Below are 23823 nucleotides of genomic sequence, written 5' to 3' on the forward strand. Positions count from 1 at the left end.
TCAGACATCTCCACTAAGCCCGGAGGTTCTCCCCTTTCACAAGACCGGAAACGCCACCAACCTCATGGCCGGGTACACCTAGTCGGTGTTGATCCGTTCCGGGCTGAGGTCAATCCGGCGTAGGATTTGGGCGTTCAGGGCGACGACGATCGTGGACACGCTCATCAGGACCGCCCCGGCGGCAGGGGAGAGCAGGATCCCCGCGAACGCCAGCACCCCTGCAGCCAGTGGCACGGCCAGCACGTTGTACCCGGTGGCCCAAATCAGGTTCTGAATCATCTTGCGGTAGCTCGCCCGGGACAAATCGATCAACGCCAGCACCGATCGCGGGTCATTCCCGGCGAGGACGACACCGGCCGATTCCATGGCAACGTCGGTGCCGGCGCCGATGGCGATGCCGACCTCGGCGCGGGCCAGGGCCGGGGCGTCGTTTACGCCGTCACCGACCATCGCGACTTTCAGGCCGCGGGATTGCAGTTCGGTGACTTTGGAGTCCTTGTCCTGTGGCAGGACGTCGGCGAACACCTCGTCGATGCCGAGCTCCCTACCGACGACGTCGGCGACCTGGCGTGCATCTCCGGTGATCATCGCGACCTTCACCCCGCGGGCCTGCAGGGCCTTCACGGCTGCCCGGGATTCCTCCCGCACCTTGTCCTCGAGCCGGACTGCGCCGATTACCTGCTCGTCACGGATGACGTGCAGCACGGACGCACCACGGCCCACCCATTCCTGCACCGTGCCAGCAATGTCGGAAGGGGTAGCGAGTCCGAGTTCGGCGAGCATGTTCGGCCCGCCGACTGCGACCTCGTGGCCGTTGACGGTTGCCCGGACACCGCGTCCGGTCATGGAGCTGAATCCGGTTCCCGTGTAGGAGAGGCTCGTCGCCGCGGGGTTGGTTCGTGCGGCGGTGACGATGGCTCGGGCGACGGGGTGCTCACTATCGGCTTCGGCTGCAGCAGCCAGAGCCAGGAGTTCGGCTTCGCTGACACCGGTGATGGTAGTTGTTGCGGTGACTGCGTGCTTGCCTTCGGTGAGGGTGCCGGTCTTGTCGAAGAGGACGACGTCGACGGTGCGCATGCGTTCCAGGGCGATCCGGTTCTTGATCAGCACTCCGGCTTTCGCTGCCCGTTCGGTGGAGATCGCGATGACCAGGGGGATGGCCAATCCCAGGGCGTGGGGGCAGGCGATGACGAGGACCGTGACGGTGCGGATCACCGCATCGTCCGGGCTGCCGAGGAGCGTCCAGGCGATGAAGGTCAGGATGCCGGCGCCGAGGGCGAAGTAGAACAGCAGGGCCGCGGCCCTATCGGCGAGGGCCTGAGCCCTCGAGGAGGAGGCTTGTGCTTCGGCGACCAGTCGCTGGATCCCAGCGAGGGTTGTATCTGCGCCGACGGCCGTAACTTGCACCCGGACTGCGTTGTCGGTGGCCACGGTCCCGGCGACGACTGTCTCACCGATCGTGCGGGACACCGTGCGGGACTCCCCGGTGATCATCGCCTCGTCGAACTCCGCGACCCCGTCGATGATCTGCCCGTCGGCGGGCACTCTGGCGCCGGAACGCACGAGGACGACGTCCCCGGTAACCAGCGAGCTCACCGGCACGGTCTCAACACCCGTTCCGGTGACCCTATCGGCCTCGTCTGGCAGCAGTGCGACCAGGGCGTCCAATGCCCCGGCCGCGGAGCCGAGGGCCCGCATTTCCATCCAGTGCCCGAGCAGCATGATCACCACCAGCAGGGCCAGCTCCCACCAGAAGTCCAGGTCGAACTCACCGATCCGCAGCGTGGTGACCCAGGAGGCGATGAACGCGACGCTGATCGCCATCGCAATCAGCAGCATCATGCCCGGCTGCCGGGACCTCAGCTCCGTCACCCCGCCTTTGAGGAACGGGGCCCCGCCGTACACGAAGATGACCGTCCCCAGGATCGGGGCGACCCACCTCGAGCCCGGGAACTCCGGTGGCATATATCCGAAGAGCATCGTGAACATGGGGCTGAACGCCACCACGGGAATCGCGAGGACCAGGCTGAGCCAGAACTTGTTCTTGAACATCGCCGTGGAATGCCCGGCATGCTCCCCATGCGAATGGACCTGATGATCCTCATCCGCGGCCCCACCCGAGCGACCGGAGTGTTCCGCATGACCGGTATGACCGGTCTGACCCGTGTGACGGGTGGGGTGATGTGTTTCGGCGAGAGCGGAGTGGGCGTCTGCCTGGGGCATGGCCTGGCCGTGGGTGGTATGGGCATCGTCGCTACCATTGGCCGCAGCCTCTGCGACGGTGGGACCGGCAGTGGGACCGGGGAATCCCTGGTGATGATTGTGGTGGTGTGCGTTATTCGGCATGATCAAGCCCTTCCAGGGCACCTGATAGCAGGTATGTTCTGGTCCCTGCAGCGCTCCTACATCAAGCGCTGCAAGGCCTAGCTGGACGCCAGCTGATATCCGGCATCGCTGATTGCCGAGGCGACAAGCCCAGCGTCCCGGGGTGTGGCGCTGGTGACATGCAGGGTGGAAGTGCCGCCGGCAACGAGATCGACCCGTGCCTCACGGACCCCGGCAATCTTCCCGACGGCCCCGCTGACCCTGGACGCGCAGGAGCCGCACGTCAAACCGAGAACCGGGAACGCCGCGGACACCTCGTCGGACGTGACCGGAGCCGCCGGCGCTGCAGCTTCCTGAGGGGCGCAGCAGGAACACCCGGAAGAGCTCTTCTCCGTAACAGGAAGCAAAACGGTGGACGAAACAGTCGACGAATTGGTGGACGAAGTGGTCCACGTAGCAGATGTGCCGCACATGGGAACCTCCAAGGAACATGTGAATACGCGAGGGGAACCGAAGCGCTGCAGGAGGTCACGATCAGTAAGCCCGCCCCAACACCACACCAGTTCCGGCTGTCATGCCGGGCATCTCACAGGAGGACCCGACAGCAACGAAATTATACCCCCAGGGGGTATATGTCAAGGGGGATTCTCCACCGCTCTCACATCGACGAATTCATGGCCGGTCATCGTGAGCGGAGGCTAGCGTGACACGCGGGGCGCCGGTCCCGGATGCCTCGATCTCCAGTGGACCTCTAGTAGACCGACGGAAAAGGAGCGGAACAATGACTCACATCACCTCCATGCTCGAGACATACCCGAAGGATCTTGGTGGACTCGACCGCGAGAAGCTGGCCGAATGCATCGCGACTTGTTTCGAGTGTGCACAGACCTGCACCGCATGCGGGGACGCGTGTCTGAGCGAAGACATGGTTGCCGAACTCACCAAGTGCATCCGCACGAACGCTGACTGCGCAGACATCTGCACCACGACCGGCCGGATACTCTCCCGGCATACCGGCTATGACGCGAACATCACCCGAGCTGTCCTGTTGGCTTGCGAGGTCGCCTGTAAAGCGTGTGCCGATGAATGTGAGCAGCACGCGCAGATGCACGAGCACTGCAGGATCTGCGCTGAAGCATGCCGCCGCTGCGAGACGGCCTGCCGTGAACTCGCCGCTTCTCTCAGCTGAGCTCGGTCACCGGCGGCTGCCCGCGCTCAAGCCTCCAAGGGGCAGCCGCCAAAGAACCGTCTTCGGAGACCCTCGCCCCATCACGTCCGGCACTCGTTCTCGGCGCTCATGTTGAGCGCTCGGTGAGGAGGCCCGGGTTTAGCGCAGCAGCCTGCTGATCGCCTGGGTTGCTTCCTTGACCTTGGCGTCAACGACGTCGGAGGACCCGCTTGTCGCGGCTTCGTGTGCTGCGTCGACGACGCAGTGCTGCAGGTGGCTCTCGAGCAATCCGAGGCTGACGGCGTGCATTGCGCTGTTGACCGCGGCGACCTGGGTGAGGATGTCGATGCAGTACTTGTCCTCGTCAACCATGCGGGCGATACCGCGCACCTGGCCCTCGATGCGCTTCAGGCGTCGCAGGTAGGCATCCTTATCCGCTGCGTATCCGTGAACTGTGTGAGCAGTAATTTCTTGACTCTGGCCCGCACCGGGTCCTGTGGGCTCACCGGCTGTCGAGGAGTCCGTTTCGTGAGATGTTGCAGTGCTGGCATGCGTTCCGGTTGCGGAGCTCACGGTCATTCCCTTTCACCACCAATCGATGTGATCCGGTGGTGCCGGCCGAGATCGTTGGTGCCTTCCCCTGCTGTGCCCATCGCGCAGCAGCTTCCAGTATCGCTGGTCGTTAGGCCCCTGTCCTTATGTTGGCAGCGTATTAGCGGTGCTTTGTTGACCTTGGTAACCATTAGGTATTCGGTTTACGGCGTGTTGTGAAGACACGCCGCGCGGCGTTACCTGAACGTGACTTTGATACCACCCTGGGGTATTATCGTCGAATGTTCCCGGCATTCCGCCGAGACCATACTCCCGCGCAGAATGCCGAGCCCTGCCGCTGCATCCGGGAACCGTTCGTACCACCCAGTAGGCAGGGACGGGGGAACCACGTTTCCACCGGGCTACCGTATGTATCTATGCGGTGACCCTCGGGGTTAAGTCGATCCGACAACCTAGGCACGACCTGTACGTTGCGTCCGCGACTGCAGGAATGCGCAGGATTGAACGACGGCCGGGTGCACTCCCATCCGAACCCGACAGCTCACCCCGCAGGCATGGGAGAGGCAATCACCATGTCACGTACGTCCATTCCGGCGCGCCACCGCGCCGCCGTCACCCACTCCGTCGCCCTCGAGGGCCTGTCGTACTCCGCGAAGACCGGCGCCGTCGCACTCGGTAAGCCCGCCATCATCGCAGCAGCAACCGGCGGTCTCGTCTTCGCCGTCGGCGCCCCCGCACAGGCTGGCACCTACACCCAGGAAGCCACCACCGGCACCGTCGCCCAGGCATCCGTCGCCCCCGCAGCTGTTGCAGCTCCTGCTGCAGCAGCCGGAGTCCACACCGTCGTCGCTGGCGACACCCTCGGCGCCATCGCTGCCAAGCACAGCCTGAACCTGAACACGCTCCTGGCCCAGAATGGCCTGTCCTACGCATCGATCATCTACCCCGGGCAGCAGATCAACCTCACCGGAAGCGCCAGCGCCGCCGTCAGCCCCGCAGCTGTCCCCGCAGCAGCACCTGCCAGCCAGGTCTTCTACGCAGCACCCGCCCCCGCAGCTGCCGCAGTGGCACCCGCAGCCGCACCGGCCGGCATCCAGCTGGCCTCGGCCACCATCGCCCCGATCGCCCCGGCAGCCCCCGCAGCTCCTGCGGTCCCCGCCAGCGGCGTCGGCGCAGCCCTCGTCGCCTCCGCCTACGCACAGATCGGCGCAACCCAAGACTGCACCATCCTCGTCGAGCGGGCCCTGCGCTCGATCGGTAAGAATGTCGGTGACCTCGGCCCCATGCAGTTCTTCCAGTTCGGAACCGTCGTTGCGACCCCGGCACCGGGTGACCTCGTGATCCGCCCCGGCCACATCGCCATCTATGTCGGTGGCGGCAAGGTCATCAGCAGCGGAATGAACGGCATCAACGCCACGATGGAGCACCCGCTGTCGGATCTTGCTGGTTCGTCCTTCGTGCGTGTCGCAGGCTAACTTCACCCTCTGGTGAAGTGGTTGCCCTCAAGCTGAGATAGCGGTGAGTGCCCTGGACGGGGGCGCTCACCGCTATTTCATTGCCCGCATGTCTTTGCTTTCAGGGGCTGCTGTGGAAGTCGACCGCCGGGCACAGTCCCTAAACATTGATGGACTAGGCCGTAGTAAGACCGTGACGTTGGGATGGTTGTGCATCAGTGAATGATCCGTGGGTTAGTGGACCAGTCTGGATACCGGAGGCCCCGCCGTCGTGGGAGACCTACCTGGCGCCGACACTGCAACCCATTCCGCTGATTCCCGGAATCGCCCTGGTCCTCGGTGTGCTGTATCTGGCCGGCGCGATCCGACTGTGGTCGATGGGGCGTTCCTGGCCTCTGTGGCGGACAGCGATCTTCCTGGCGGGCTGCATCATCATCATGATTACGATGGGGGCAGGCGTCGAAGGCTACGGGCTGCGCATGTTCTCCGTCTTCATGTTCCAGCAGCTGACCCTCATGATGGCCGTTCCCCCGCTTTTGGTCCTCGGGAGACCCGGCACCCTGTTGCTGCGCGCAACCCCTCATCGTGGACTCGGGCGCCCGATCCTCCGGCTCGCCCACGCAGGACTGCGCTCGAGATCTGCCCGGATTTCCCTCCATCCGGCGTTCATGATCCCGGTGTTCCTGGTCAGCTTCTATGGTGTCTACCTCAGCGGTATCGCCGACGCCATGCTGCCGTCCTGGTACGGGCACATCACCCTGGAACTGCTGTTCCTGATTTCCGGGGTGCTCTTCACCGTCCCCGTGCTATCGACGGACCCGCTGCCGGTGAAGCAGTCCCACTTCGGCCGGTTCCTCGACATCTTCGCCGAAATGCCGCTGCATGCGTTCTTCGGCGTCGTCCTGATGATGGCGACCACCCCTGTCGTCGACTTCTTCGGCACGCTCCCCGCGGGGTGGGACGTCGATCCGCTGACCGACCAGGGCATCGCCGGCGGCCTGGCCTGGTCCTACGGGGAACTGCCCTCGGTGCTGATGCTGCTGATTATCATGGTGCGCTGGCAACGCGACGAAACAGTGACCTCGCGCGCCACCGAGCGGAAGCACAATAGGGAGGGAACCCCGGAGCTCGACGCATACAACGCCTACCTCGAGCAGCTCAGGCAACGCTCCGAACGCCAGGATCGGCAACGATAACCAGACGTCGACCCGCGAGCAGTACGCCTGACGCAGCATCCTCGACGTTTAGTGCTCTCCAGCTCGTCTGACCCTCGAGTTCAGTACGCGGTGATTCGAGGTAAGCGCCCGGGATCGCTAGCTTGCGGCGAGTCGAACCGCTTCACGGAAGTCATCCAGTGACGTCAAAGCGCTGTGGTTCTGGTCATCGAGGAGGATCAGCGCGGGGGCACGGGTCACGCCGACGCCTGCGGCTTCGACCCGGTCAGCCTCGATGAGTGACTGCACATCGGAGCTCCGCATATCAGCTTCGAACCGTCCGCTGTCGAGTCCGAGCTCACGAGCAACGCCCAGGTAGGTGTCCATGGTGACGCTGCTATGCAGGCGGGGGAGTTCCTGGGCGTCCGGGCCCAGCGTGATGGCTTCCAGGAAGGGAAGGAAGCAGCCCTGACGGTCGGCGGCTTCCAGGGCTGTGGCACCCAGGTGCGCCTGGTCACTTGTGGGCAGGTGGCGTGCGACGAAGGTGACGCGCCGGGAGTAGTCCGCCCGAAGGTTGGAGAGGAACTCTTGGATGGAGATGGTGCCCGGCGCGTACAGGTCGATGAATTGCACCAGGACAGCCCGTTCGTGGGAAGCACGCGACAACAATCGGTCGCTGGCGACGACAGTCCCCCGCAAGGTATTAAGTTGTGTCGCTCGTTCGGTCGAGCTCGTGTTGGGCGCTGCCCGGGGGCCGGGGCCACTCTTCGCTGGTGTGGACGACGGCATAGGGTTCCGGTCAATCTCGTCGCGATCGTCCGACAGGTACCCCTTGAAACCGACGAGGAAGGCAATGGAACCCAGCACCACGATGATGGCCAGGGGGATCATGGCTGCAAACCAGGGGTTCATGAAAAAGGTGCCGATCCTGTCACGTCCGACGGTTTTGAACAGATGTTCCTGTTCGCTGGCGCCGGATGGGTCGTCTGTCGGAACGTGCCGCCCGAGATGGTGCCACCGCGGCACATCAAATACATCGTACCGTGAACTATCCCGCTCGAATCGTTCTCCGGTCGTGGCAGCGCCCGAGCTACGGCCGTATTCACCGTGGCCAGCCGGTACGACAAGCGGTTAGGGCGCGGGCGGTGCAGGCAAGGTGCATACAGCGGGGACGAGCGGCGAGTAACGAGCGGTGCTTCATCGCACGACCGCCTCGTCCAAGACTGCTTTTTGTCAGACGCGTTTGGCGTAGACGACGTAGTTGTCGTCGAATTCTCCGGTGTCAGGGTCGTAGCCATCGCATGTGATCAGACGGAGTTCTGAGCCCTCGGTGTTTCCGTAGACCTTGAGGGTCGGGAAGTTGTCCTTGGGGTATTGCTCTCCGCGATCGACGGCGAAGCGCGCCGTCGTGCCGTCTTCTCTGGCGATCTCGATGATGTCACCGGGTTTGAGGGCGCGCAGGTCCGCGAATACACCAGGTCCTCCATCGGTGGCATTGACGTGTCCGAGCAGGACGGCCGGTCCGCGTTCTCCTGGGGTGGGGGATTGGTTGTACCAGCTGGCGGGCGCGCCGGGACCGTCCGGCGGCACCTCGAGGGAGCCGTTGTCCCGCAGCCCTAACGCGAGGAGGTCAGATCCGGCGCCGATAGCCGGGATCGAGAAGGAGGTGGGAGCGGACGCTGGTAGAACCGGCGGTTGCGCTGGGACCGGGGCGGCGGTGGTAGGTGCGACCTCTGCCGGCGTGGCCGTTGCAGAGGGTGCGGTGCTAGGTGCTGCAGACGGGGCGGGCCCAGCGGCGGAGGAGGTTGCCGTGGCTGTGGGCGGCGCGGCAGGAGATCCGTCGGAGGCGGTGCTGTTCCCGCATCCGGTCAGTATTAAAGCGGCGACCGCCGCAGAAACGAGAACGTTTCTGCGGCGGTCGCTGGGTGAACTAATCATGGTGTGAATGCTGTCCGATCAGTTCGTTCTGCTTGGTGGATTACGCCTGGTCGGCTACGCGACGACGAACGACGTAGGTTCCGCCGGCTGCAACGGCGAGGACGAGGCCGCCACCGAGGGCGAGCATGCCCACGTTACTGCCGGTCTCCTGTGCGACACCGGTGTCAGCGCCACCGGAAGGCATGGCGCCCATCTGGGTTGCTGCGAGGTTTCCACACAGGGCCGGCGAGGTGGCGCCGAGGGGAAGCTTGGGGTCGAGGTCGCTCGGGGAGTTGAAGACTTCCTCGGAGACGCCTGCAGTGGCGGGATCCAGGCCGTGGACGACGACGACGGCGTTGCCGGCGTCGAGGGCGTCCTGGGTGCCCTGGTTGATCTCGAAGGAGCGCGAGATGTTGTAGGTTCCGCCCTGGCCGCCGAGGGCAAGGTTCAGGCCCTCCTCGGGTCCGGTGGCGCCGCTGGTGGTCAGCGTGGACTGGATTCCACCGTACTTGCCGGCACCTTCGGTGACGCTGACGATGCCGTCGCTGTTGGCGTCATCGGCATCGGTCGGGCAGGTGCCCAGGGCCAGGCCGTGGATGTGCTGGACGTGGGGGTAGGGGCCGTCCATGAAGGTCTCGGCGAGACCGTTGACCTGCAGGTTCACGGTGGCCGTGGTGCCTTCGACGTCAACGGTGACGGTTCCGGTGCCCGTGGTGCCGTTGAGCTGGCCGAGGGTGGAGGAGTAGGAGCCCGACGCGTGGGCGGCCATGGCTGGGGCCCCGGCCATGGCGACGACGCCAAGAGCGAGGGTCGGTACTGCGAGAAGCCGCATTTTCTTATTCATGAGATGAATCCTTCACTGTGCGGTGAGCGCGTACCCATGCGGGCACGTCTAGCTGTGATTCGAGGCACTTAAGTCCTTGGATTGGTGTGATGGCTAATCATTTTTTGAATGCCTCCGGAAGCAGAGGAGGGAGTACCTACCGCGCAGGGGCTTTGCGAAGCCGGATGAGGGCGTCCCTGATCCGACTTTTCACCGTGGGTAGGGGGATGCCGAGGTGGGCCGCAACCTGTTCGTAGGTCAGTCCGTCATAGAACGCCAGGGTGACCGCACGGGCCTGGACGGGGGAAAGGTACTTCAGCGATGCTCGGATCCACTGTTGCTCGACCAGGTCGAGGGCTGTTTCCGAGGTGTGGTCGTAGTCCCTCGTGTACATGCGGGTGAGGTAATCAGCTTCGTGCCTCTTGGCCCGGTCTTCGGACCGGAAGCGGTCCGTCGCACGATGGACCGCGATCATCGTGACCCAGGTATCCGCGTTCCCCAGCGCAGCATCATAGGTGTGTGCCTTCTGCCAGACCTCGAGGAAGACGTCCTGAATGATCTCGAGACCGACCTGCTCATCGAGCACCATCCGGGTGCACAGGGTATACACCCTGGGCCCCATGAACGTCAGAAGGTCCGCGAAGGCGACCTCATCGCGTTCTGCAATCTTGATGAGCAGCTCGCCCATTCGTCGGCGAAACGAGGACGAAGCCACATCACCGGCGTCGCTGGGATCACGGGCGTCACGGGCGTCACGGGCGCTCGAGCTGATGGTTTGCCTCCTGTCGCGGGTGTGCTTTTTCAGTATTCTTGATGGACCGATCGTGACCCGCTCAACTGACCGCCCGTTTCGCTGAGTATGGGCCCGTGCATGGCGAGCACTGCCTGACCTCGGCAGCTCACATATCCACGGATTAGTGGGAGATTACCGTCGAGGTCGGGAGGTGCGGGGATTCACAGCCCCCACCTAGAAAAAGGCTGTACTGTCAGCATCATCCTCATGTGCGAGTGATGTGGATTGCGTGCAAAACACACAATCTATGGCGCCGGACGACGGTACGCGGCCTCCTCCGCCACCGACGTCCGGCGCTTCTTTTGCACCAATGACCTCGCTGCCTTGTCTTGTCGACAATCCTTAAAGAACTGCCGACCGTCACAGTCACGAGTCAGACCAAACCACCAGCTGAAGTGCTCCGAATCACACGAGAAAGCGCCCATGACACCACCATGGGCCCCGGCTACCCCTCAAGGCATGTGACGCATCATGGAAGCACACCACACGCGTTTGCGCTGGCTCGCCGCAGGGCTCGTCCTGACTGCCGGACTCACCGGGTGCGGTGCCGTGGAACAAAATCCCCTGAACGTCAACAGTGATCAGTCAGAGGATCAGGAGGTCGCTGATGCCTCCGGCACGGAAGGCACACCGAGCGATCCTGCAGGGGAAGCTGCCGCATCCTTCATTACCGAGGATCTCGGCGACGACCCGCTGAACATCGGGGTGGACGGCGCCACATTATGCGGTGTGCAACCGAAGGACAGCTTCCTCCGATACACGATCATGCTGCACAATCCCACGCTCGAGACCTTCACCTTTGACGACATCAGCCTCGGCGATGCTCAGGGGCTGACACAGGTCAGCGCCATGATTAGCCCGGCTAACCGCGAGGGTCATGGAAATCACGGTGCGCCCGCTGCCGGGCCAAGCGAGCACGCGCCAGCGGCCCATGGCACCCCGGCGCCCACTCCCACCGCCTCCGAACCAAGTACGTTCACGGTGGAACCAGTACCGGCAGTCGGGTACCAATTCGAACCGGACAAGCACATCAACATCGTGGTGTCTGTGGCACTTGAAGACAACGCACAGCGCGGCACAGCTGACGATGTCGTCGTCGGATTCTCATCACCAGGCCGAGAATTCTCCGTGCCCCATGACCTGAATATCACGATCGACAAGACCACCTGCTCCTAACCAAGAGCCCTTCCCTCTACCAAGGGAGAACATCCTCCCTCCAGGGACAGTGGAGTGTTCTGTAGAAGACACTAAGACCTCTCTGAGAGAACGGAAGCGAAGCAACCACGAGTACCTGCAGTGGAAACATTTTTGCCCTTCGGCCGACCTTTTTAGGCACGACTAAAAATGTTAGGGTCAGGTCATGTTCCGTCAGAGTTCCGCACCGACCCCTCCCGAATTTTTCAAGGCTGGACTTTCGCCAGAGGTGCCCCTTAGCGGAGGCAGGACGATATGGCTGCTGGGGCCCGCCCTGGTAGCGGGTGTTGCCTACCTCGATCCAGGAAACGTCGCGAGCAACATGACTGCCGGGGCGATCTACGGTTTTCTGCTGGTCTGGGTGGTCGTCCTCGGAAATGTCATGGCCTGGCTGGTGCAGTACCTTTCCGCGAAGCTCGGCATCGTCACCGGCAAGAGCCTCCCGGAAATACTGGGGGAGCGGATCGGCTCACGCTGGGCGCGACGCGGATTCTGGTTGCAGGCCGAGCTGGTCGCCATGGCAACGGACATCGCCGAGATCCTCGGCGGGGCGATCGCCCTGAACATCCTGTTCGACCTCCCCCTGGTCGTTGGCGGGCTGATCACCGGGGCAGTGTCCCTGGCCGTCCTGCAGCTTCACGGCCACGGCCGTGAACGGATCTTTGAACGGCTCATCATCTCGATGATGTTCATTGTCGTGATCGGTTTCTCGGCGGGAGTGTTCCTCAGCCCGCCGGAACCGACCGATGTCGCAGCAGGTCTGCTGCCGGCCTTTGACGGCAGCCAGTCCGTCCTCCTGGCCGCGTCGATCCTCGGTGCGACCATCATGCCGCATGCGATCTACGCGCATTCAGCGTTGGCACGCGACCGTTTTCCACGGCGCCCTCAGGCAGCGGTGCCACGGTTGCTGAGTGCCACCCGCTGGGATGTCACCATCGCCTTGACCATTGCGGGCGCGGTCAACCTCGCCATCTTGCTCCTGGCTGCGACGTCCCTGCAGGGCCGGGACGACACGGGCACGCTGGAGGGCGCTCACGGGGCGATAGCCGAGGTCCTCGGCCCTGTCATCGCGACGCTTTTTGCGATCGGGTTGCTCGCGTCGGGTTTGGCATCGAGCTCCGTCGGCGCGTACGCGGGAGCCGAGATCATGCACGGCCTGCTGCGGGTGAGGATTCCTTTGGCCACGCGGCGCATCATTACCCTCATTCCGGCGCTGTTAATTCTTGCCTTCGGGGTCGATCCCACGCAGGCGCTGATCCTCAGTCAGGTTGTGCTCTCCTTCGGCATCTCTTTCGCTTTGATTCCCCTGGTCTACCTCGGTACGCGCTCCGACGTGATGGGAGATCACCAGAACAGGTGGTGGACGACCCTGGTCGGCGTTGTTGTCGCAGCCCTACTGGTGACACTGAATCTGACCCTGCTTTACCTGGTCTTCACCGGCAGCGGATGATCCCGCTGCGAGATCGGCACCTGATGATGAACTGGCCGTCCGGACGCCTCGCGGCTCCGGACCACGGTCAAGCCGGCCGGATGCATCCCTGTAGCCTGTTGCGTGCGGCGGCAGGCTCTCATCTGCAGCCCAAGGATCGGCCAACCACTGTCCACTGGCAGTTCGCCCGAGTCCCCCGACAGCTCACGACATGGAACCTGTTTGATAATGACGACACAGCGGCAAGGAACCCTGCCCAACGCGGCGGTCGAGGACTACCTCAAGACTATTTATCAGCACACGGAGTGGCAGGACGAGCCCATCACCCCTTCGGTGTTGGCGTCGAAGCTGGCGGTCGCTCCGGCGTCGGTAACCGGCATGGTGAAGAAGCTCGCTGCTCTTGGGTTGGTTGATCATGTTCCGTACGGGCCTCTGAAGCTCACAGAGGAAGGGGCCGCCCGCGCGATTGCTGTGGTGCGGCGGCATCGGCTTATCGAGACCTGGCTTGTCCGCGATCTCGGTTACGCCTGGGACGAGGTTCATGATGAAGCCGAGCTCCTTGAGCATTCCGTCTCCGACCGCCTTCTCGAGGCGATCGATGAACGTCTGGGTCATCCCAGTCATGATCCTCACGGAGACCCCATCCCTGACGCCTCCGGCACGGTACCGGTGTCCGCGTTCATCCTGCTCGAAGATCTCAGACCCGCCCGGCAGGGCACCGTGCTGCGTATTGACGACAGGAAACCGGAATTGCTGCGGCTTCTGGCCGTAAACGACATCCGCCCCGGCAGCACCATCACCGTGCATGAGCGGAGCGAGGATGACCTGACCATTTCAGCCGAATCGTCCGGCACGGGTCCTGCGGTGCGTCTGAGCATCCCGGACGCGCAGCGGATCTGGGTTCAACAACCCTCGGATGCGGCCCTCCGTTAAATGCGGCCTTCGTTAAAGGAGCACGCGTCCTGCAGTGTGCCTAGCAGTGGTCGTGGCGGCCTGTGGCTGGTTCGAGTTGCAGGGTGGAGTGCCGGATGTCGAAGTGTTCGCTGATGCAGGCGTTGAGCTCGGCGAGAATCCGTTCGGCGCGGCCGCTGGTAAACGCTTCAGTGTCGATCTGCACGTGGGCAGTTAGTGCTGGCAGGCCTGAGGTGATCGTCCAGGCATGCAGGTCATCCACCAGGACGACGCCGGGTACTTCCTCCATGTGTCGGCGCACCTCGGCGAGATCCGTCTCCTCCGGTGTCGCCTCCAGGAGCACCAGGACTACAGCCTTGAGCAGGCTGTAGGCGCGGGGAAGAATCAGGATGCCGATGGCGATACTTGCCAGGCCGTCGGCGCGTGCGAACCCGGTGAGCCCGATGACGAGGGCCGCGACGATGACAGCAATGGATCCGAGCATGTCGCCCAGGACCTCGAGGTAAGCGCCACGGACGTTGAGGCTTTCCTTCTGCCCTCCCATGAGCAACCGCAGGGCGAAGAAGTTCGCAATCAATCCCAGCGCCGCCGCGATCAACATGACGGGGGCGTCGACCTCCACGGGCGCCAGAAAACGCTTCGTGCCTTCAATGAGCATCAGTACGCCGATGACGCCGACGATGAGGCCGTTGACAAGGGCCGCGAGGACTTCCACCCGCTTCCACCCGAAGGTCCGTCGTTCCGTCGCCGGGCGGGCCGCAAGCCAGGTCGCGAAAATGGCGATAGCCAGGCCGAAGGAGTCACTGAGCATGTGCCCGGCATCGGCCAACAGGGCCAAAGACCCGGACACGACAGCGCCCACCACCTCGATCAGCATGACCGAGAGCGTGATAGCCAAGGCAGCGACGAGCCGGCCCCGATGAGCTCCTCCCGCTGTCAGCCCATGGGAATGCCCACGCCCGCCACTCTTACCGTCACTCCCGCCAGCACCGCGGTCATCATGGCCGGCATGTCCGGAGTGAGCACCATGCCCGGCGCTCATGCCGGCACCACGGGATTCGGGAGAACAGCTCCTCCTGTGCGAGGGCGCCCCGTAGACACCGTGTCCACAGCAGTTACCAGCGGATTGTCGTCGTCGTGGTGGCTCTGATGGGGGAGGTCCTGAGTGCCCGGGGTGACGAGACGTTCACCGGCGTGCAGAAGATCATCGAGGCCGGGATTGGCCAGCCGGTACACGGTCGCTCGCCCGTCAGGGGTCGCCGCAACCAGCCCAGCATCTCTAAGTAGCGCCAAATGCGCCGAGACCGTCGATTGCGCCAGGCCGAGGTGCGCCGAGAGTTCACCGACCCGGTGAGGCCCGTCGGCAAGGCAGTGGATGAGCGTCAGCCGGGAAGGCTCGGACAGTGCCCGGAAGATACGGGCTACATCCTCGTGCTGGTGCAGATCATAGTTCATCGCCATATACCGTTTATATCGTTAAGCGACGATGATAGCAAGGTCGGGTGCCGCATCACTCTTCCGGTGTGGTTTTGGATTGGTCGGTTACTTGCCGCAGCAGTCGATTTTTGAGCTGCTGTCGTAGACGCCGGCGTGCCAGAAGCGCGGTGAGGGCGGACGCCCAGGCCAGACATAGGCATATCAGCACGGCGTAGAAGAGGCCGGAGGCGGGAGGCTCTGCAGAGTCTGTGCCGCTGAAGAGTAGCGGCCCGAAGTAGGCCAGGAGCAGGACAGCGCTGGCAGACACGGCCATGGCCGCTAAGAGCATGAGTGGTTGTCGGCGGGACCGCGTGCCATTGGTCGCTAATCCGACGGGCAGCAGAAGCAGCCCGGTGAAGGTGAGCACCGGACCGATCGCTAGGAACTGTGAGGACAATGCGCCCGCGAGCATGAGCAGCAGCGCGATGGCCACGATCCTGCGGTGTACCAGGGGCAGCCTGATTGCTCCCGGCCCGGCGGTGAGCAGTGCCTGGGCGAGATGTGCGGTGATTTGCCGCTGGCTGGGGATCGGATGCTCGGGGATGGATGAGCTGCGGACAGGCGAGCTTGTCATACCAGTCGGGGCGGTGGTGGCCGGGGTGGTGTAATCAGGCGCATCTGGGGGATCAGCCGGAACGGCCGTGTTATCGATGAGCAGTGCCGGCAGGTGCTCGGGTACAAGTCGGGATGGGCCTTTCCGGGCACTTGTTCGTACAAGGGTGATATTGGCATAGGGCGCGAGGTTCGCCAGGGATCGTTCGGTCCGTTGCCGGAGTTCAACCATCTCAGGGTCGGCTTGGGTGAAGAGTAGTTCGATGTTCACGGGGCGAATGACCTTTAGGCAGTGATATGGGTGGGGAACTGCTGGGCACCGATAGTCCGGGCGCATGTGTTCCGAAAGCTGTCTCAGTCGGAGAAGCCTGCTCCCCGTGTTTTCACCCGGGAATGTATGGGCGAAGTAGGCGGTGAACCAGGGGAGCAGGCACCAGTGATCGGAGGAGCGGACGTTCTACTGTTTGTTCAGAAGGCGACGTGTGATGAGCGCCAAAACGACTCCGAGGATGACGCCGCCGATGGCCAGGTAGATGACGAAATCCGGCAGCCCGGTGGAGCTGGCAGGGTCATTGGCCGCCGGTGGCGCGGACGCGGCTTCTTCGGTTTCTGTGCTCGGGGTGCTTGGCTGTCCCGTTGGAGAATCGGCACTGCCTGCGGACCTTGTTTGGGCGGTAGTGCTCGTGAAGGAGTAGGTCCCTTCGATAGGGTGGTCGTCGGAGGAGACTACCCGCCATTGCGCTGTGTAGGTGCCGGCCGGCGCACCTGATTTCAGGGCCTGAATTGCCGTATTGTTCACCACCCGGGTGGAGCCTTCTGACCAGATAGTGCCCGTGCTGTCGGAGACGATGATGTCCGCTCCGATACCGGAGGGCGGGTTGGTGAAGGTGAGAACGACTTCAGCGGGAGCCACGTCAACGGTCGCGTCGGCTGCGGGGGAACTGTCGGCAAGCTCATCGTGTGCGGTCGCCGCACCGACCGGCCCCAGCAGCAGCAGGGCAGAGGCCACAATCAGGGCTGCTATCTGTGCGAAAAGCCTCCGCGGACGCTGACATGTGGAGTGGAACTCAGAGGTGAAGCGGGACCTCGAGGTGAGGGCGGAGACAAAGGGGAAAGGGGTGGTGCGTGCCTGTGCTGTCATAACTGTTCCTTTCAGGCGACACCAGGGTGGGGTGATGTGGGGAGCGGCACCCCACCCTGGTGGTTCGCGTCGTTAGTTCTGGCGCTGACCGCGGGTACGGGCCAGTGCCAGCGCGCCAACCAGGAGCCCTAGAACACCGGTAGCCAGACCGATCCAACCGAGTGTGGTGCCCGAGGTGTCGGTCGTGGTGGAGGCCTGTTCGGTGTCGACCTCGCTGGTGCCCGCTGCAGCTTCGTCGGTCGCTTCGGTGCTGGCCGCTCCGTGGGAGTCCGTGCCGTCGGATGACGTCGTAACGAAAGAGGGAGCCGGATTTTCTGGTTCCTCCTCGCCCTCGATGGCCGGTTCGTCCCAAGCACGGACGGTCCCATCCGCGTAGGACTGCGTGACGGGAAGTTCGACGGTGGTGCCGGCTTCCGGCAGTGTCCCCACAGAGAGCGAGAACGTCTGGTACTGCTGGGCGTTGAGTTGGTGTTCCTCGTCGTTGGCCGTCCAGATTACGGTCAGCGGCGCCTCGGTCAGCGTCGCCCCGTCAACTTCGACCGGTTCGGGCAGGTCGCCCCGAACCACCTCGGAGGTCCATCCCTCGACGGGCTTCACCCTCACGGAAGTAAACGGTGTTTCAGTGGGAAGTGCGACCTCGATCTTGTTCGTGGTGGTGTCGGTCGATTCACTGGGGACGCTGAACGTCAACTGGGAGTAACCGCCTTCCGTGGTCGAGGCAGGCTCGACGCTTACATGGGCGGACGCGGCGCTGGCACCGGCGAGCAGCAGGCCCGACGCGGCAGCGAAGGCGGCGATACCGCGTACAGTCCGGCGGGCAGTACGGGCAGGAGCGGCGCCGTCGGATGACGGGCCGACGGGCAGGGAAGTGGTGTGTGCAGCAAGCATTCGGGTGTGCCTTTCGTGGGCCTCTGCGACAGGTGGGTCGCGGGCGCTGACAGTGATGGTTTGAAGGGGCCGCGCAGGCGTCCGACCCATCACATGCGTGTACGAAGGATCAGCTGAGCGCCATTGTCGGGTGCATGGATTCAGGAGGGCCTCGTCGCACATCGGCAGGCACATTGCGTCGGGCAGGGGGAGCGACGGGTCGGTCGGCGTATTGAGGCAGCTGTAGCCGGCCAGTCACCAGTATCGGTGAGGGCAGTCCGATCAGGGGGCGCAGCCAGGCAAGGAGTGACCAGAAAGCGTCCTCACCGCGGGAGAGGATCCACACCATCACCACGACGGCCAGCAGGTGTCCGATCACCATGATCGGCGCCGCGCCGCTGTCGACCAGGTGCGGGACAAGATGCGCGGACGCGGACCCGGTGGGAGGGCACTGCATTCCGACGGCCGGGTGATCCGCCACCGCACCATGCATGCCCTGAGGTGTGCAGGCTGCAGGACTGGAGAGCATCTCGAAAACATGGTGCAGAAGGACTTGGCCGCCTACGAGCAGGCCGCTCAGGATGGGAAGAGAGAGCCGTCGTCCGGCTAGGAAAGCAATTGGCATCAGGGCGAGCATTGCCAGCCCGATGAGCAGGGGCCACGTGGGAAGGGAGCTTCCACCCATCACATGCGCGCCGAGCGCGAGGGACATCATGCAGGACGTCACGATGATCGACCGGACAAGGCGCGCTGGAGCAGTAACCTGCATGCCGCCGTCCTTTCCCGTCGCCATCACCCGTGCTTGCCCTGCTGACATTACCGCCACCGCCTTGACGGGCCGATGCAGTCTCTTCGTGCCGGAACGCAGTGTGGACCGCCCGCTCGACGGCGCATCCAATTCCGGTTCCGTCCTGTTCTGTACCCCGGCACCGAGGCGCACTAATTTGCTTGTGCATCGGGGCGGCCTGCCTACCCGACCCATACCAGCCCCACCCTTCATCAATACACAGGACAGTGTATTATTAGGGTGTGAAGACTTTACTGCAGCCAGCCGTGCTCGCGAAGTTCGGGTACGCCCTATCGGATCCGACCAGGGCGCAGGTTCTCCTTACCCTGAGGGAGGGGCCGGCGTACCCCAGTGACCTAGCCGAGTTGGCCGGAGTGAGCAGACAGAGCCTGTCGAATCATCTGACCTGCCTGCGGGGCTGCGGGCTGGTTGTCGCTGTTCCTGAAGGTCGTCGGGTCCGGTACGAGCTGGCCGATCAGAAGCTAGGTGTGGCGTTGAATGCTCTTCTGGACGTCGTCGCCGTGGCGGATGTCGAATGCTGCTGCACCACCACAGCGAACCACGTCGACGGGAAGGTCTGCTGCTAATGAGTACCCACACGTCAGCAGCGTCCGTGCAGTCAGCACATTCGGCCCCCGCTGTGGAGCGGCGTGCGATCCTGTCCCGGCGGATCCGGCTCTTTGTTGCAGCGACGATTACCTACAACGTGATCGAAGCGGTCATCGCGATCAGTGCCGGCACGGTAGCGTCCTCGAGTGCCTTGATCGGCTTTGGGCTGGACTCGATCGTCGAGGTCCTCTCCGCCGCGGCCGTCGCGTGGCAGTTCGCTGGTCGCGACCCGGAAGCCCGTGAGAAGACCGCTTTGCGCCTGATCGCGTTCTCGTTCTTTGGCCTTGCAGCGTTCGTGACCTTCGATGCCGTCCGTACCCTGCTCGGCGCGTCCGAGCCCCAGCACTCGCTGGTGGGCATCGTCCTCGCCGCCGTAAGCCTAGCGGTCATGCCGTTCCTGTCCTGGGCTCAGCGCCGGGCCGGCCGTGAACTGGGGTCGCGTTCCGCTGTTGCAGACTCCAAGCAGACACTGCTGTGCACATACCTGTCGGCGGTTTTGCTGGTGGGCTTGCTGCTGAACAGCATGCTCGGCTGGTCCTGGGCTGACCCGATCGCCGCCCTAATCATCGCCGCCGTCGCGATCAAGGAAGGCCGTGAGGCATGGAAGGGTGACTCCTGCTGCGCCCCGACCTTTGGAAACCTCGACGTCGACGGAAGCGTTGACACCTGTGAGAGCACGCCTGCCGGCGGTGCGGACTCGTGCTGCAGCCCCGGCACACCGACACGCTCAACCGCTGCCATAACGTCACCCGCTTCAGTGAGCACTCCTGCGGGAAGTACGCCCTTGACGTTGACGGCCCAACCAAAAGGACCGGGTGGTGCAGCAAGCACCACAGCAGGTCCGGTAGCAGACGCGACATCGACGCCCGCCGAGGCGTCCTGTGCCTGCTGCGCACACGACTAGAACGCCCAAGTAAGCCGACTCAACCCAGATCCACCTGATGCACCACTAGTTCCCTGCACTCGGCGGGGAACGAGCACGACGACGCAGTTCCATGACGAGGAGACACCACCGTGCCGACCCCCGCCCCCGCTCCAACCACCACCCCTAACGCGAAGAAGAGCCTGAGCCTGCAGAACCGGATTATGATCGGCCTGCTCGCCGCTGTCGCTCTCGTCATCGGTTTGGTGATCCTCTTCAACGCGCTCGGTGAAGACAAGGGCCAGGCCGCCGGCACACCCAGCTCCGCGGCTGACATTGTTCGCGAGGACAGCCACCGCCTGTCCCAGGCACCGGACGAGAAAGCCGTCCTGGTCGAATTCCTCGACTTCGAATGCGAAGCGTGCCTCGCCGCGTACCCGGTTGTCGAAGACCTCTCCGAGGAATACGGGGAGAACCTGACCGTCGTCTCCCGCTACTTCCCGCTGCCTGGGCACCCGAACTCAGAAACTGCGGCCGCCGCCGTCGAGGCCGCAGCGCAGCAGGGAAAGTTCAAGGACATGCACGCTCTGATGTACGAGAAGCAAACCGAGTGGAGCCACACCTCGGAAAACAGGGCGCCGGTATTCCGCGAGTACGCCACATCCTTGGGTCTGGACATGACAGCCTATGACGCGGCGATCGCCGATCCCGCAACCATGGAGCGGGTCAACATCGATAAGAACGACGGCATGGCCCTGAACGTCGAGGGAACCCCCACGTTCTTCCTTGATGGCGAGAAAATTCAGCCGTCCACGATTGAGGAATTCCGCAGTCTCATTGAAACCGCCATCGCGGACTGATCACGACTTCCGGCGAAAGACCCCCACCATGTCGCACCCAACCACGAATGATGTTTCCTCGATTCAGGAACCTGCACAGCATGACGGGTCCACGATGCCCGGGTTCGCACGCAGGGTTCCGTTCGGGATCATGCTCGTGGCCACGGGCGTCATCGGCTGGGTGGCCGCCGGGATCCTGATTCTCGAAAAGCTCGAGCTCTACCGGAATCCGGACCACGTCACCAGCTGCGACATCAACCCGTGGGTATCCTGCGGGCAGGTCATGGAAACCTGGCAGTCCGAACTCTTCGGTTTCCCCAACCCCTTCATCGGTCTCGTCGGCTTCACGATCATCATCACCACCGGCATGGCCCTGCTCGCCAGCGCCCAGTTCAACCGCTGGTACTGGGCCGGCCTGCAGGCAGGTGTCACCCTCGGAGCTGTGTTCGCGACCTGGTTGTGGAGCCAAGCCCTGTTCGACATCTACATCCTCTGCCTCTACTGCATGATCGTCTGGGCAGCCATGATTCCCCTGTTCATCCTCACCACGGTCCGCAACCTGGTTTACGGCGTCATCCCCGCACCCGCTGGCCTCACCCGATGGCTCGCAGCATGGGTCGGACCGATCATCGTCCTCATTTACATTGCCGTCGCTGCCTCAGTGTTCTTCCGCTTCCTCCACGTCTTCACCTGAAGCCCCTACCGCGGCCATGCGGTTCCTCAAACACGCTTCAGGCCCTGTGATCACCCTGTAATCGCCCTGTAGTCGTCGGATAGAGGCACCCCGTGTCAGTGCAGACAGCATCGCTTGTTGCCCTGGGCTTGTATGCCGTCGGTGTCATCACCACGTTCGGCGTCAGGTCCTGGCTGCACCGGCGGAAAACCGGATCCGCCGGTTTCCATGGCATCAGCGGGAAACCCGGGTCGGTCGAGTGGTGGGGCGGTGTTCTCTTCGTCGCAGCCATGATGCTTGGTGCTGCCGGTCCCGCTCTGGCCCTCGCCGGCCTCGTCGTACCACCCCGGCTGCCCGGCCTCGCCTGGGCCGGAACCTGCATCGCGATCATTGGCTTCCTGGGCACACTAGCCGCGCAAAGCGGCATGGGTGCGTCCTGGCGCATCGGCGTCGACGCCACCGAACGCACGAACCTTGTCACCACCGGCTTGTTCGCCGTGGTCCGCAACCCCATCTTTACGGCCATGCTCATGGCCATGACTGGAATCGTGCTCATGGTCCCTACGGCGGTCAGCGCAGCAGCCTTGGTCTGCCTGTTCATTGCGGTGGAGATCCAGGTCCGATTCGTCGAAGAGCCCTACCTGAACCGCACCCACGGGCGCGCCTACGTTGACTACACCGCGAGAGTCGGCCGCTTCCTGCCTGGCATCGGCCGCTCACAGGTAAGGGACACCGCGCGGCGCTAACCCACCAGAGGTACAAGGGCTGCTGGGGGTTCATCGTGCCACCGACCTATCGAGGTCTCGGCAAGCACCGTCCCGCGCCCATCGAAGAAGAACACGGACCGGGCGGCGGCGTTCGGCCTGCCACCGCCACCCCTTCAAAGTCGACGGATTGATGCCGGTGCTGGGGGGCTAGTGAATGGTGAGACCAAACAGACGTGCGACCTCGATCAGGTCCGGGTCGGTCTTCTCGATTGAGGACTGCTCATCGATGAACGTGTCGGTGCCGGAGAAAATCGCCCAGCATTCCTCGGTGTCCAGCTTCGAGACGTACCTGATGCCCGAGTACTCGTACAGGCCCTCCTCATCGAGGGAGGAGTACGCCCAGCGGGCGATTTCACGGGTGAGCAGGCGGTTCATGCCGCGCACGTCAGGGACATCGAGGGTTTCGACGCCCAACGGTTCGAGCTGCTCTCCGATCTGCCCCAGAATGTACTGGCGGGTCTCGAGGTCCTCAAGGTCGATGAATGAGGCGGGGTTCGCGGTGCCGATCTTGAATAAACGTCGTTCGTTCCGCCAGGACGCTGGAATGCTGTTGGGCGGCATGAAGCCCGTGGGGTCATCTCGTACGAGGGCCGCCATCTTCGCTGACACTCTCTTGCCTGCGAGGGTTTCCAGGTAGGAACCGCGCGGAGTCGTCGCGCAATACAGCACACCTCCGCCTGGAACGTCGAAGCGGTTGCCGGCATCGGGCAGCAGAGCGTCGTCCGGAGCGATTGCGGAGTAGCGCTGTCCAGAGGGGATGAGAGCAACCCGCCAGACCCTGTCAGGGATTTCTACCGTTCGAGGTTCAAGCGAACTGCCCCCATCCACCCGCTATCCTCCGGCCCGGTACGCGCGTGCTGCTGCCATTGCTTCGCGGGTCCGGTTTTCGGCAATTGCTTCTGCCGGGGACATGTCATCGAGTTGCCCGTTCATACCCATGAACCAGGCCCGCACGGTGTGAGGGGACTGGGGCGCCTGCGGGTCATGAGCCAGGAACATGAAGATCTGGTACGCGGCCCTGATGCGGCGTTCGACCTCGAGCGATTTGGGAAGCTGCTTGCCGCTCATCCACCGTGCCACCGTTTGTCGGTCCTTGCCCGCGATGAGCTGCGTCAGTCCTGGGCCCAGGTTGTCGTTGAGTACCGACACCATGTCGTTGAATCCGGTCTCGAACTCATGCGCTGTAGATCCGGTCGCGCTGCCGCGCCCGTGCCTTGTCCTCGTGGTCACTCCGTCGCCCATGATGGTCCTTCTATAGCGAGATGTCGTAGTAAATGCTTCTGCGGGTGCTTTATATACACACCTAAACGATCATCGAATAATACACGTTCCGACCATAGAACGACTATGGAACGACCAGGCACGCACACAGGTGCTCCTTGATCACGAAGTAGTTGGCAGCGCCATCAAGGCCTGCTCCCGTTTCGCCGATAACCGCGATTATGTCAACTTGAACGGTGATTATTGCATCTGATGCATGATCGCCCGTCCTCTGCCCGCAACTCGCCGCCACGTGGTCATCAATCATC

The 23823-nt window shown here is 63.5% G+C and carries 27 protein-coding genes and 1 riboswitch; of the genes, 11 read left to right on the forward strand and 16 right to left on the reverse strand.

The window, feature by feature from the left end; all coding sequences use genetic code 11:
• Nucleotides 1-78: 78 nt before the first annotated feature.
• Together CXQ96_RS16845 and CXQ96_RS16850 are read right to left on the reverse strand one after the other, a co-directional pair.
• On the reverse strand, nucleotides 79-2223 hold the full coding sequence (locus tag CXQ96_RS16845) for a heavy metal translocating P-type ATPase (protein WP_104119184.1): 2145 nt from the start codon (nucleotides 2221-2223) through the stop codon (nucleotides 79-81).
• 200 nt (nucleotides 2224-2423) lie between these two features.
• On the reverse strand, nucleotides 2424-2798 hold the full coding sequence (locus CXQ96_RS16850; RefSeq protein WP_104119159.1) for a heavy-metal-associated domain-containing protein: 375 nt from the start codon (nucleotides 2796-2798) through the stop codon (nucleotides 2424-2426).
• A gap of 308 nt (nucleotides 2799-3106) precedes the next feature.
• On the opposite strand from CXQ96_RS16850, the gene CXQ96_RS16855 reads away from it, so the two are divergent.
• On the forward strand, nucleotides 3107-3514 hold the full coding sequence (locus CXQ96_RS16855; protein WP_104119160.1) for a four-helix bundle copper-binding protein: 408 nt from the start codon (nucleotides 3107-3109) through the stop codon (nucleotides 3512-3514).
• A gap of 138 nt (nucleotides 3515-3652) precedes the next feature.
• Here the strand turns inward: CXQ96_RS16855 and CXQ96_RS16860 are convergent, their stop codons facing one another.
• On the reverse strand, nucleotides 3653-3961 hold the full coding sequence (locus tag CXQ96_RS16860; RefSeq protein ID WP_258059177.1) for a metal-sensitive transcriptional regulator: 309 nt from the start codon (nucleotides 3959-3961) through the stop codon (nucleotides 3653-3655).
• A gap of 396 nt (nucleotides 3962-4357) precedes the next feature.
• A riboswitch (cyclic di-AMP (ydaO/yuaA leader) is annotated at nucleotides 4358-4615 on the forward strand.
• A gap of 2 nt (nucleotides 4616-4617) precedes the next feature.
• On the opposite strand from CXQ96_RS16860, the gene CXQ96_RS16865 reads away from it, so the two are divergent.
• Complete coding sequence (locus CXQ96_RS16865; RefSeq protein WP_104119185.1) at nucleotides 4618-5520, forward strand: LysM peptidoglycan-binding domain-containing protein; 903 nt, start codon at nucleotides 4618-4620, stop codon at nucleotides 5518-5520.
• Nucleotides 5521-5717: 197 nt separating this feature from the next.
• Nucleotides 5718-6695: a cytochrome c oxidase assembly protein gene (locus CXQ96_RS16870; protein WP_104119162.1), complete on the forward strand. Its 978-nt coding sequence runs from the start codon at nucleotides 5718-5720 to the stop codon at nucleotides 6693-6695.
• A 117-nt stretch (nucleotides 6696-6812) separates the two neighbouring features.
• Here CXQ96_RS16870 and CXQ96_RS16875 read toward each other — a convergent pair whose 3' ends face one another.
• From CXQ96_RS16875 to CXQ96_RS16890, 4 genes are all read right to left on the reverse strand, one after another.
• Nucleotides 6813-7565 (reverse strand): thioredoxin domain-containing protein, encoded by a 753-nt coding sequence (locus CXQ96_RS16875; protein ID WP_146070927.1) that lies wholly within the window; start codon nucleotides 7563-7565, stop codon nucleotides 6813-6815.
• 321 nt (nucleotides 7566-7886) lie between these two features.
• Complete coding sequence (locus CXQ96_RS16880) at nucleotides 7887-8591, reverse strand: class F sortase (protein ID WP_104119164.1); 705 nt, start codon at nucleotides 8589-8591, stop codon at nucleotides 7887-7889.
• A gap of 40 nt (nucleotides 8592-8631) precedes the next feature.
• The gene (locus CXQ96_RS16885) at nucleotides 8632-9414 is read right to left on the reverse strand and encodes a CHRD domain-containing protein (RefSeq protein WP_104119165.1); all 783 of its coding nucleotides are present in this window, start codon (nucleotides 9412-9414) and stop codon (nucleotides 8632-8634) included.
• A 136-nt stretch (nucleotides 9415-9550) separates the two neighbouring features.
• Nucleotides 9551-10081, reverse strand: coding sequence for a sigma-70 family RNA polymerase sigma factor (locus tag CXQ96_RS16890; RefSeq protein ID WP_104119166.1), 531 nt, complete (start codon nucleotides 10079-10081; stop codon nucleotides 9551-9553).
• A 576-nt stretch (nucleotides 10082-10657) separates the two neighbouring features.
• Between CXQ96_RS16890 and CXQ96_RS16895 the strand changes: the two genes are divergently transcribed.
• From CXQ96_RS16895 to CXQ96_RS16905, 3 genes are all read left to right on the forward strand, one after another.
• Nucleotides 10658-11362, forward strand: coding sequence for a hypothetical protein (locus CXQ96_RS16895; protein ID WP_133082951.1), 705 nt, complete (start codon nucleotides 10658-10660; stop codon nucleotides 11360-11362).
• A gap of 247 nt (nucleotides 11363-11609) precedes the next feature.
• A complete protein-coding gene (locus tag CXQ96_RS16900; RefSeq protein ID WP_258059174.1) occupies nucleotides 11610-12830 on the forward strand; it encodes an Nramp family divalent metal transporter in 1221 nt (406 codons plus the stop codon).
• 207 nt (nucleotides 12831-13037) lie between these two features.
• Complete coding sequence (locus CXQ96_RS16905; RefSeq protein ID WP_258059175.1) at nucleotides 13038-13742, forward strand: metal-dependent transcriptional regulator; 705 nt, start codon at nucleotides 13038-13040, stop codon at nucleotides 13740-13742.
• A 40-nt stretch (nucleotides 13743-13782) separates the two neighbouring features.
• Here CXQ96_RS16905 and CXQ96_RS16910 read toward each other — a convergent pair whose 3' ends face one another.
• The 6 genes from CXQ96_RS16910 to CXQ96_RS16940 form a co-directional block, all read right to left on the reverse strand.
• On the reverse strand, nucleotides 13783-14661 hold the full coding sequence (locus CXQ96_RS16910; protein ID WP_258059178.1) for a cation diffusion facilitator family transporter: 879 nt from the start codon (nucleotides 14659-14661) through the stop codon (nucleotides 13783-13785).
• 98 nt (nucleotides 14662-14759) lie between these two features.
• Nucleotides 14760-15182, reverse strand: coding sequence for a helix-turn-helix transcriptional regulator (locus CXQ96_RS16915; RefSeq protein WP_104119170.1), 423 nt, complete (start codon nucleotides 15180-15182; stop codon nucleotides 14760-14762).
• Between the two features lie 49 nt (nucleotides 15183-15231).
• A complete protein-coding gene (locus tag CXQ96_RS18195; protein ID WP_133082952.1) occupies nucleotides 15232-16020 on the reverse strand; it encodes a hypothetical protein in 789 nt (262 codons plus the stop codon).
• Between the two features lie 186 nt (nucleotides 16021-16206).
• Nucleotides 16207-16890 (reverse strand): copper resistance CopC family protein, encoded by a 684-nt coding sequence (locus CXQ96_RS16930; protein WP_104119173.1) that lies wholly within the window; start codon nucleotides 16888-16890, stop codon nucleotides 16207-16209.
• 72 nt (nucleotides 16891-16962) lie between these two features.
• Complete coding sequence (locus tag CXQ96_RS16935; RefSeq protein ID WP_104119174.1) at nucleotides 16963-17778, reverse strand: YcnI family protein; 816 nt, start codon at nucleotides 17776-17778, stop codon at nucleotides 16963-16965.
• A gap of 109 nt (nucleotides 17779-17887) precedes the next feature.
• Complete coding sequence (locus tag CXQ96_RS16940) at nucleotides 17888-18574, reverse strand: hypothetical protein (protein WP_146070928.1); 687 nt, start codon at nucleotides 18572-18574, stop codon at nucleotides 17888-17890.
• Nucleotides 18575-18786: 212 nt separating this feature from the next.
• Between CXQ96_RS16940 and CXQ96_RS16945 the strand changes: the two genes are divergently transcribed.
• From CXQ96_RS16945 to CXQ96_RS16965, 5 genes are all read left to right on the forward strand, one after another.
• Nucleotides 18787-19131: a helix-turn-helix transcriptional regulator gene (locus CXQ96_RS16945; protein ID WP_104119176.1), complete on the forward strand. Its 345-nt coding sequence runs from the start codon at nucleotides 18787-18789 to the stop codon at nucleotides 19129-19131.
• A complete protein-coding gene (locus CXQ96_RS16950) occupies nucleotides 19131-20057 on the forward strand; it encodes a cation transporter (RefSeq protein WP_104119177.1) in 927 nt (308 codons plus the stop codon). Before CXQ96_RS16945 ends, CXQ96_RS16950 begins: the two co-directional genes overlap by 1 nt.
• Nucleotides 20058-20167: 110 nt before the next feature.
• Nucleotides 20168-20875, forward strand: coding sequence for a DsbA family protein (locus CXQ96_RS16955; protein WP_258059176.1), 708 nt, complete (start codon nucleotides 20168-20170; stop codon nucleotides 20873-20875).
• A gap of 94 nt (nucleotides 20876-20969) precedes the next feature.
• A complete protein-coding gene (locus CXQ96_RS16960) occupies nucleotides 20970-21548 on the forward strand; it encodes a vitamin K epoxide reductase family protein (protein WP_196597339.1) in 579 nt (192 codons plus the stop codon).
• A gap of 92 nt (nucleotides 21549-21640) precedes the next feature.
• The gene (locus tag CXQ96_RS16965; protein WP_104119180.1) at nucleotides 21641-22273 is read left to right on the forward strand and encodes an isoprenylcysteine carboxylmethyltransferase family protein; all 633 of its coding nucleotides are present in this window, start codon (nucleotides 21641-21643) and stop codon (nucleotides 22271-22273) included.
• A 168-nt stretch (nucleotides 22274-22441) separates the two neighbouring features.
• Here the strand turns inward: CXQ96_RS16965 and CXQ96_RS16970 are convergent, their stop codons facing one another.
• From CXQ96_RS16970 to CXQ96_RS18675, 3 genes are all read right to left on the reverse strand, one after another.
• Complete coding sequence (locus tag CXQ96_RS16970; RefSeq protein WP_104119181.1) at nucleotides 22442-23122, reverse strand: RES family NAD+ phosphorylase; 681 nt, start codon at nucleotides 23120-23122, stop codon at nucleotides 22442-22444.
• A gap of 3 nt (nucleotides 23123-23125) precedes the next feature.
• A complete protein-coding gene (locus tag CXQ96_RS16975; protein WP_104119182.1) occupies nucleotides 23126-23536 on the reverse strand; it encodes a hypothetical protein in 411 nt (136 codons plus the stop codon).
• Nucleotides 23537-23639: 103 nt separating this feature from the next.
• Nucleotides 23640-23823, reverse strand: a 184-nt coding sequence (locus tag CXQ96_RS18675; protein ID WP_104119183.1) for a hypothetical protein, incomplete at its 5' end; no start/stop codon positions are given.

This window comes from Arthrobacter sp. B1805, assembly GCF_002929745.1.
Lineage (GTDB): Bacteria > Actinomycetota > Actinomycetes > Actinomycetales > Micrococcaceae > Arthrobacter_D.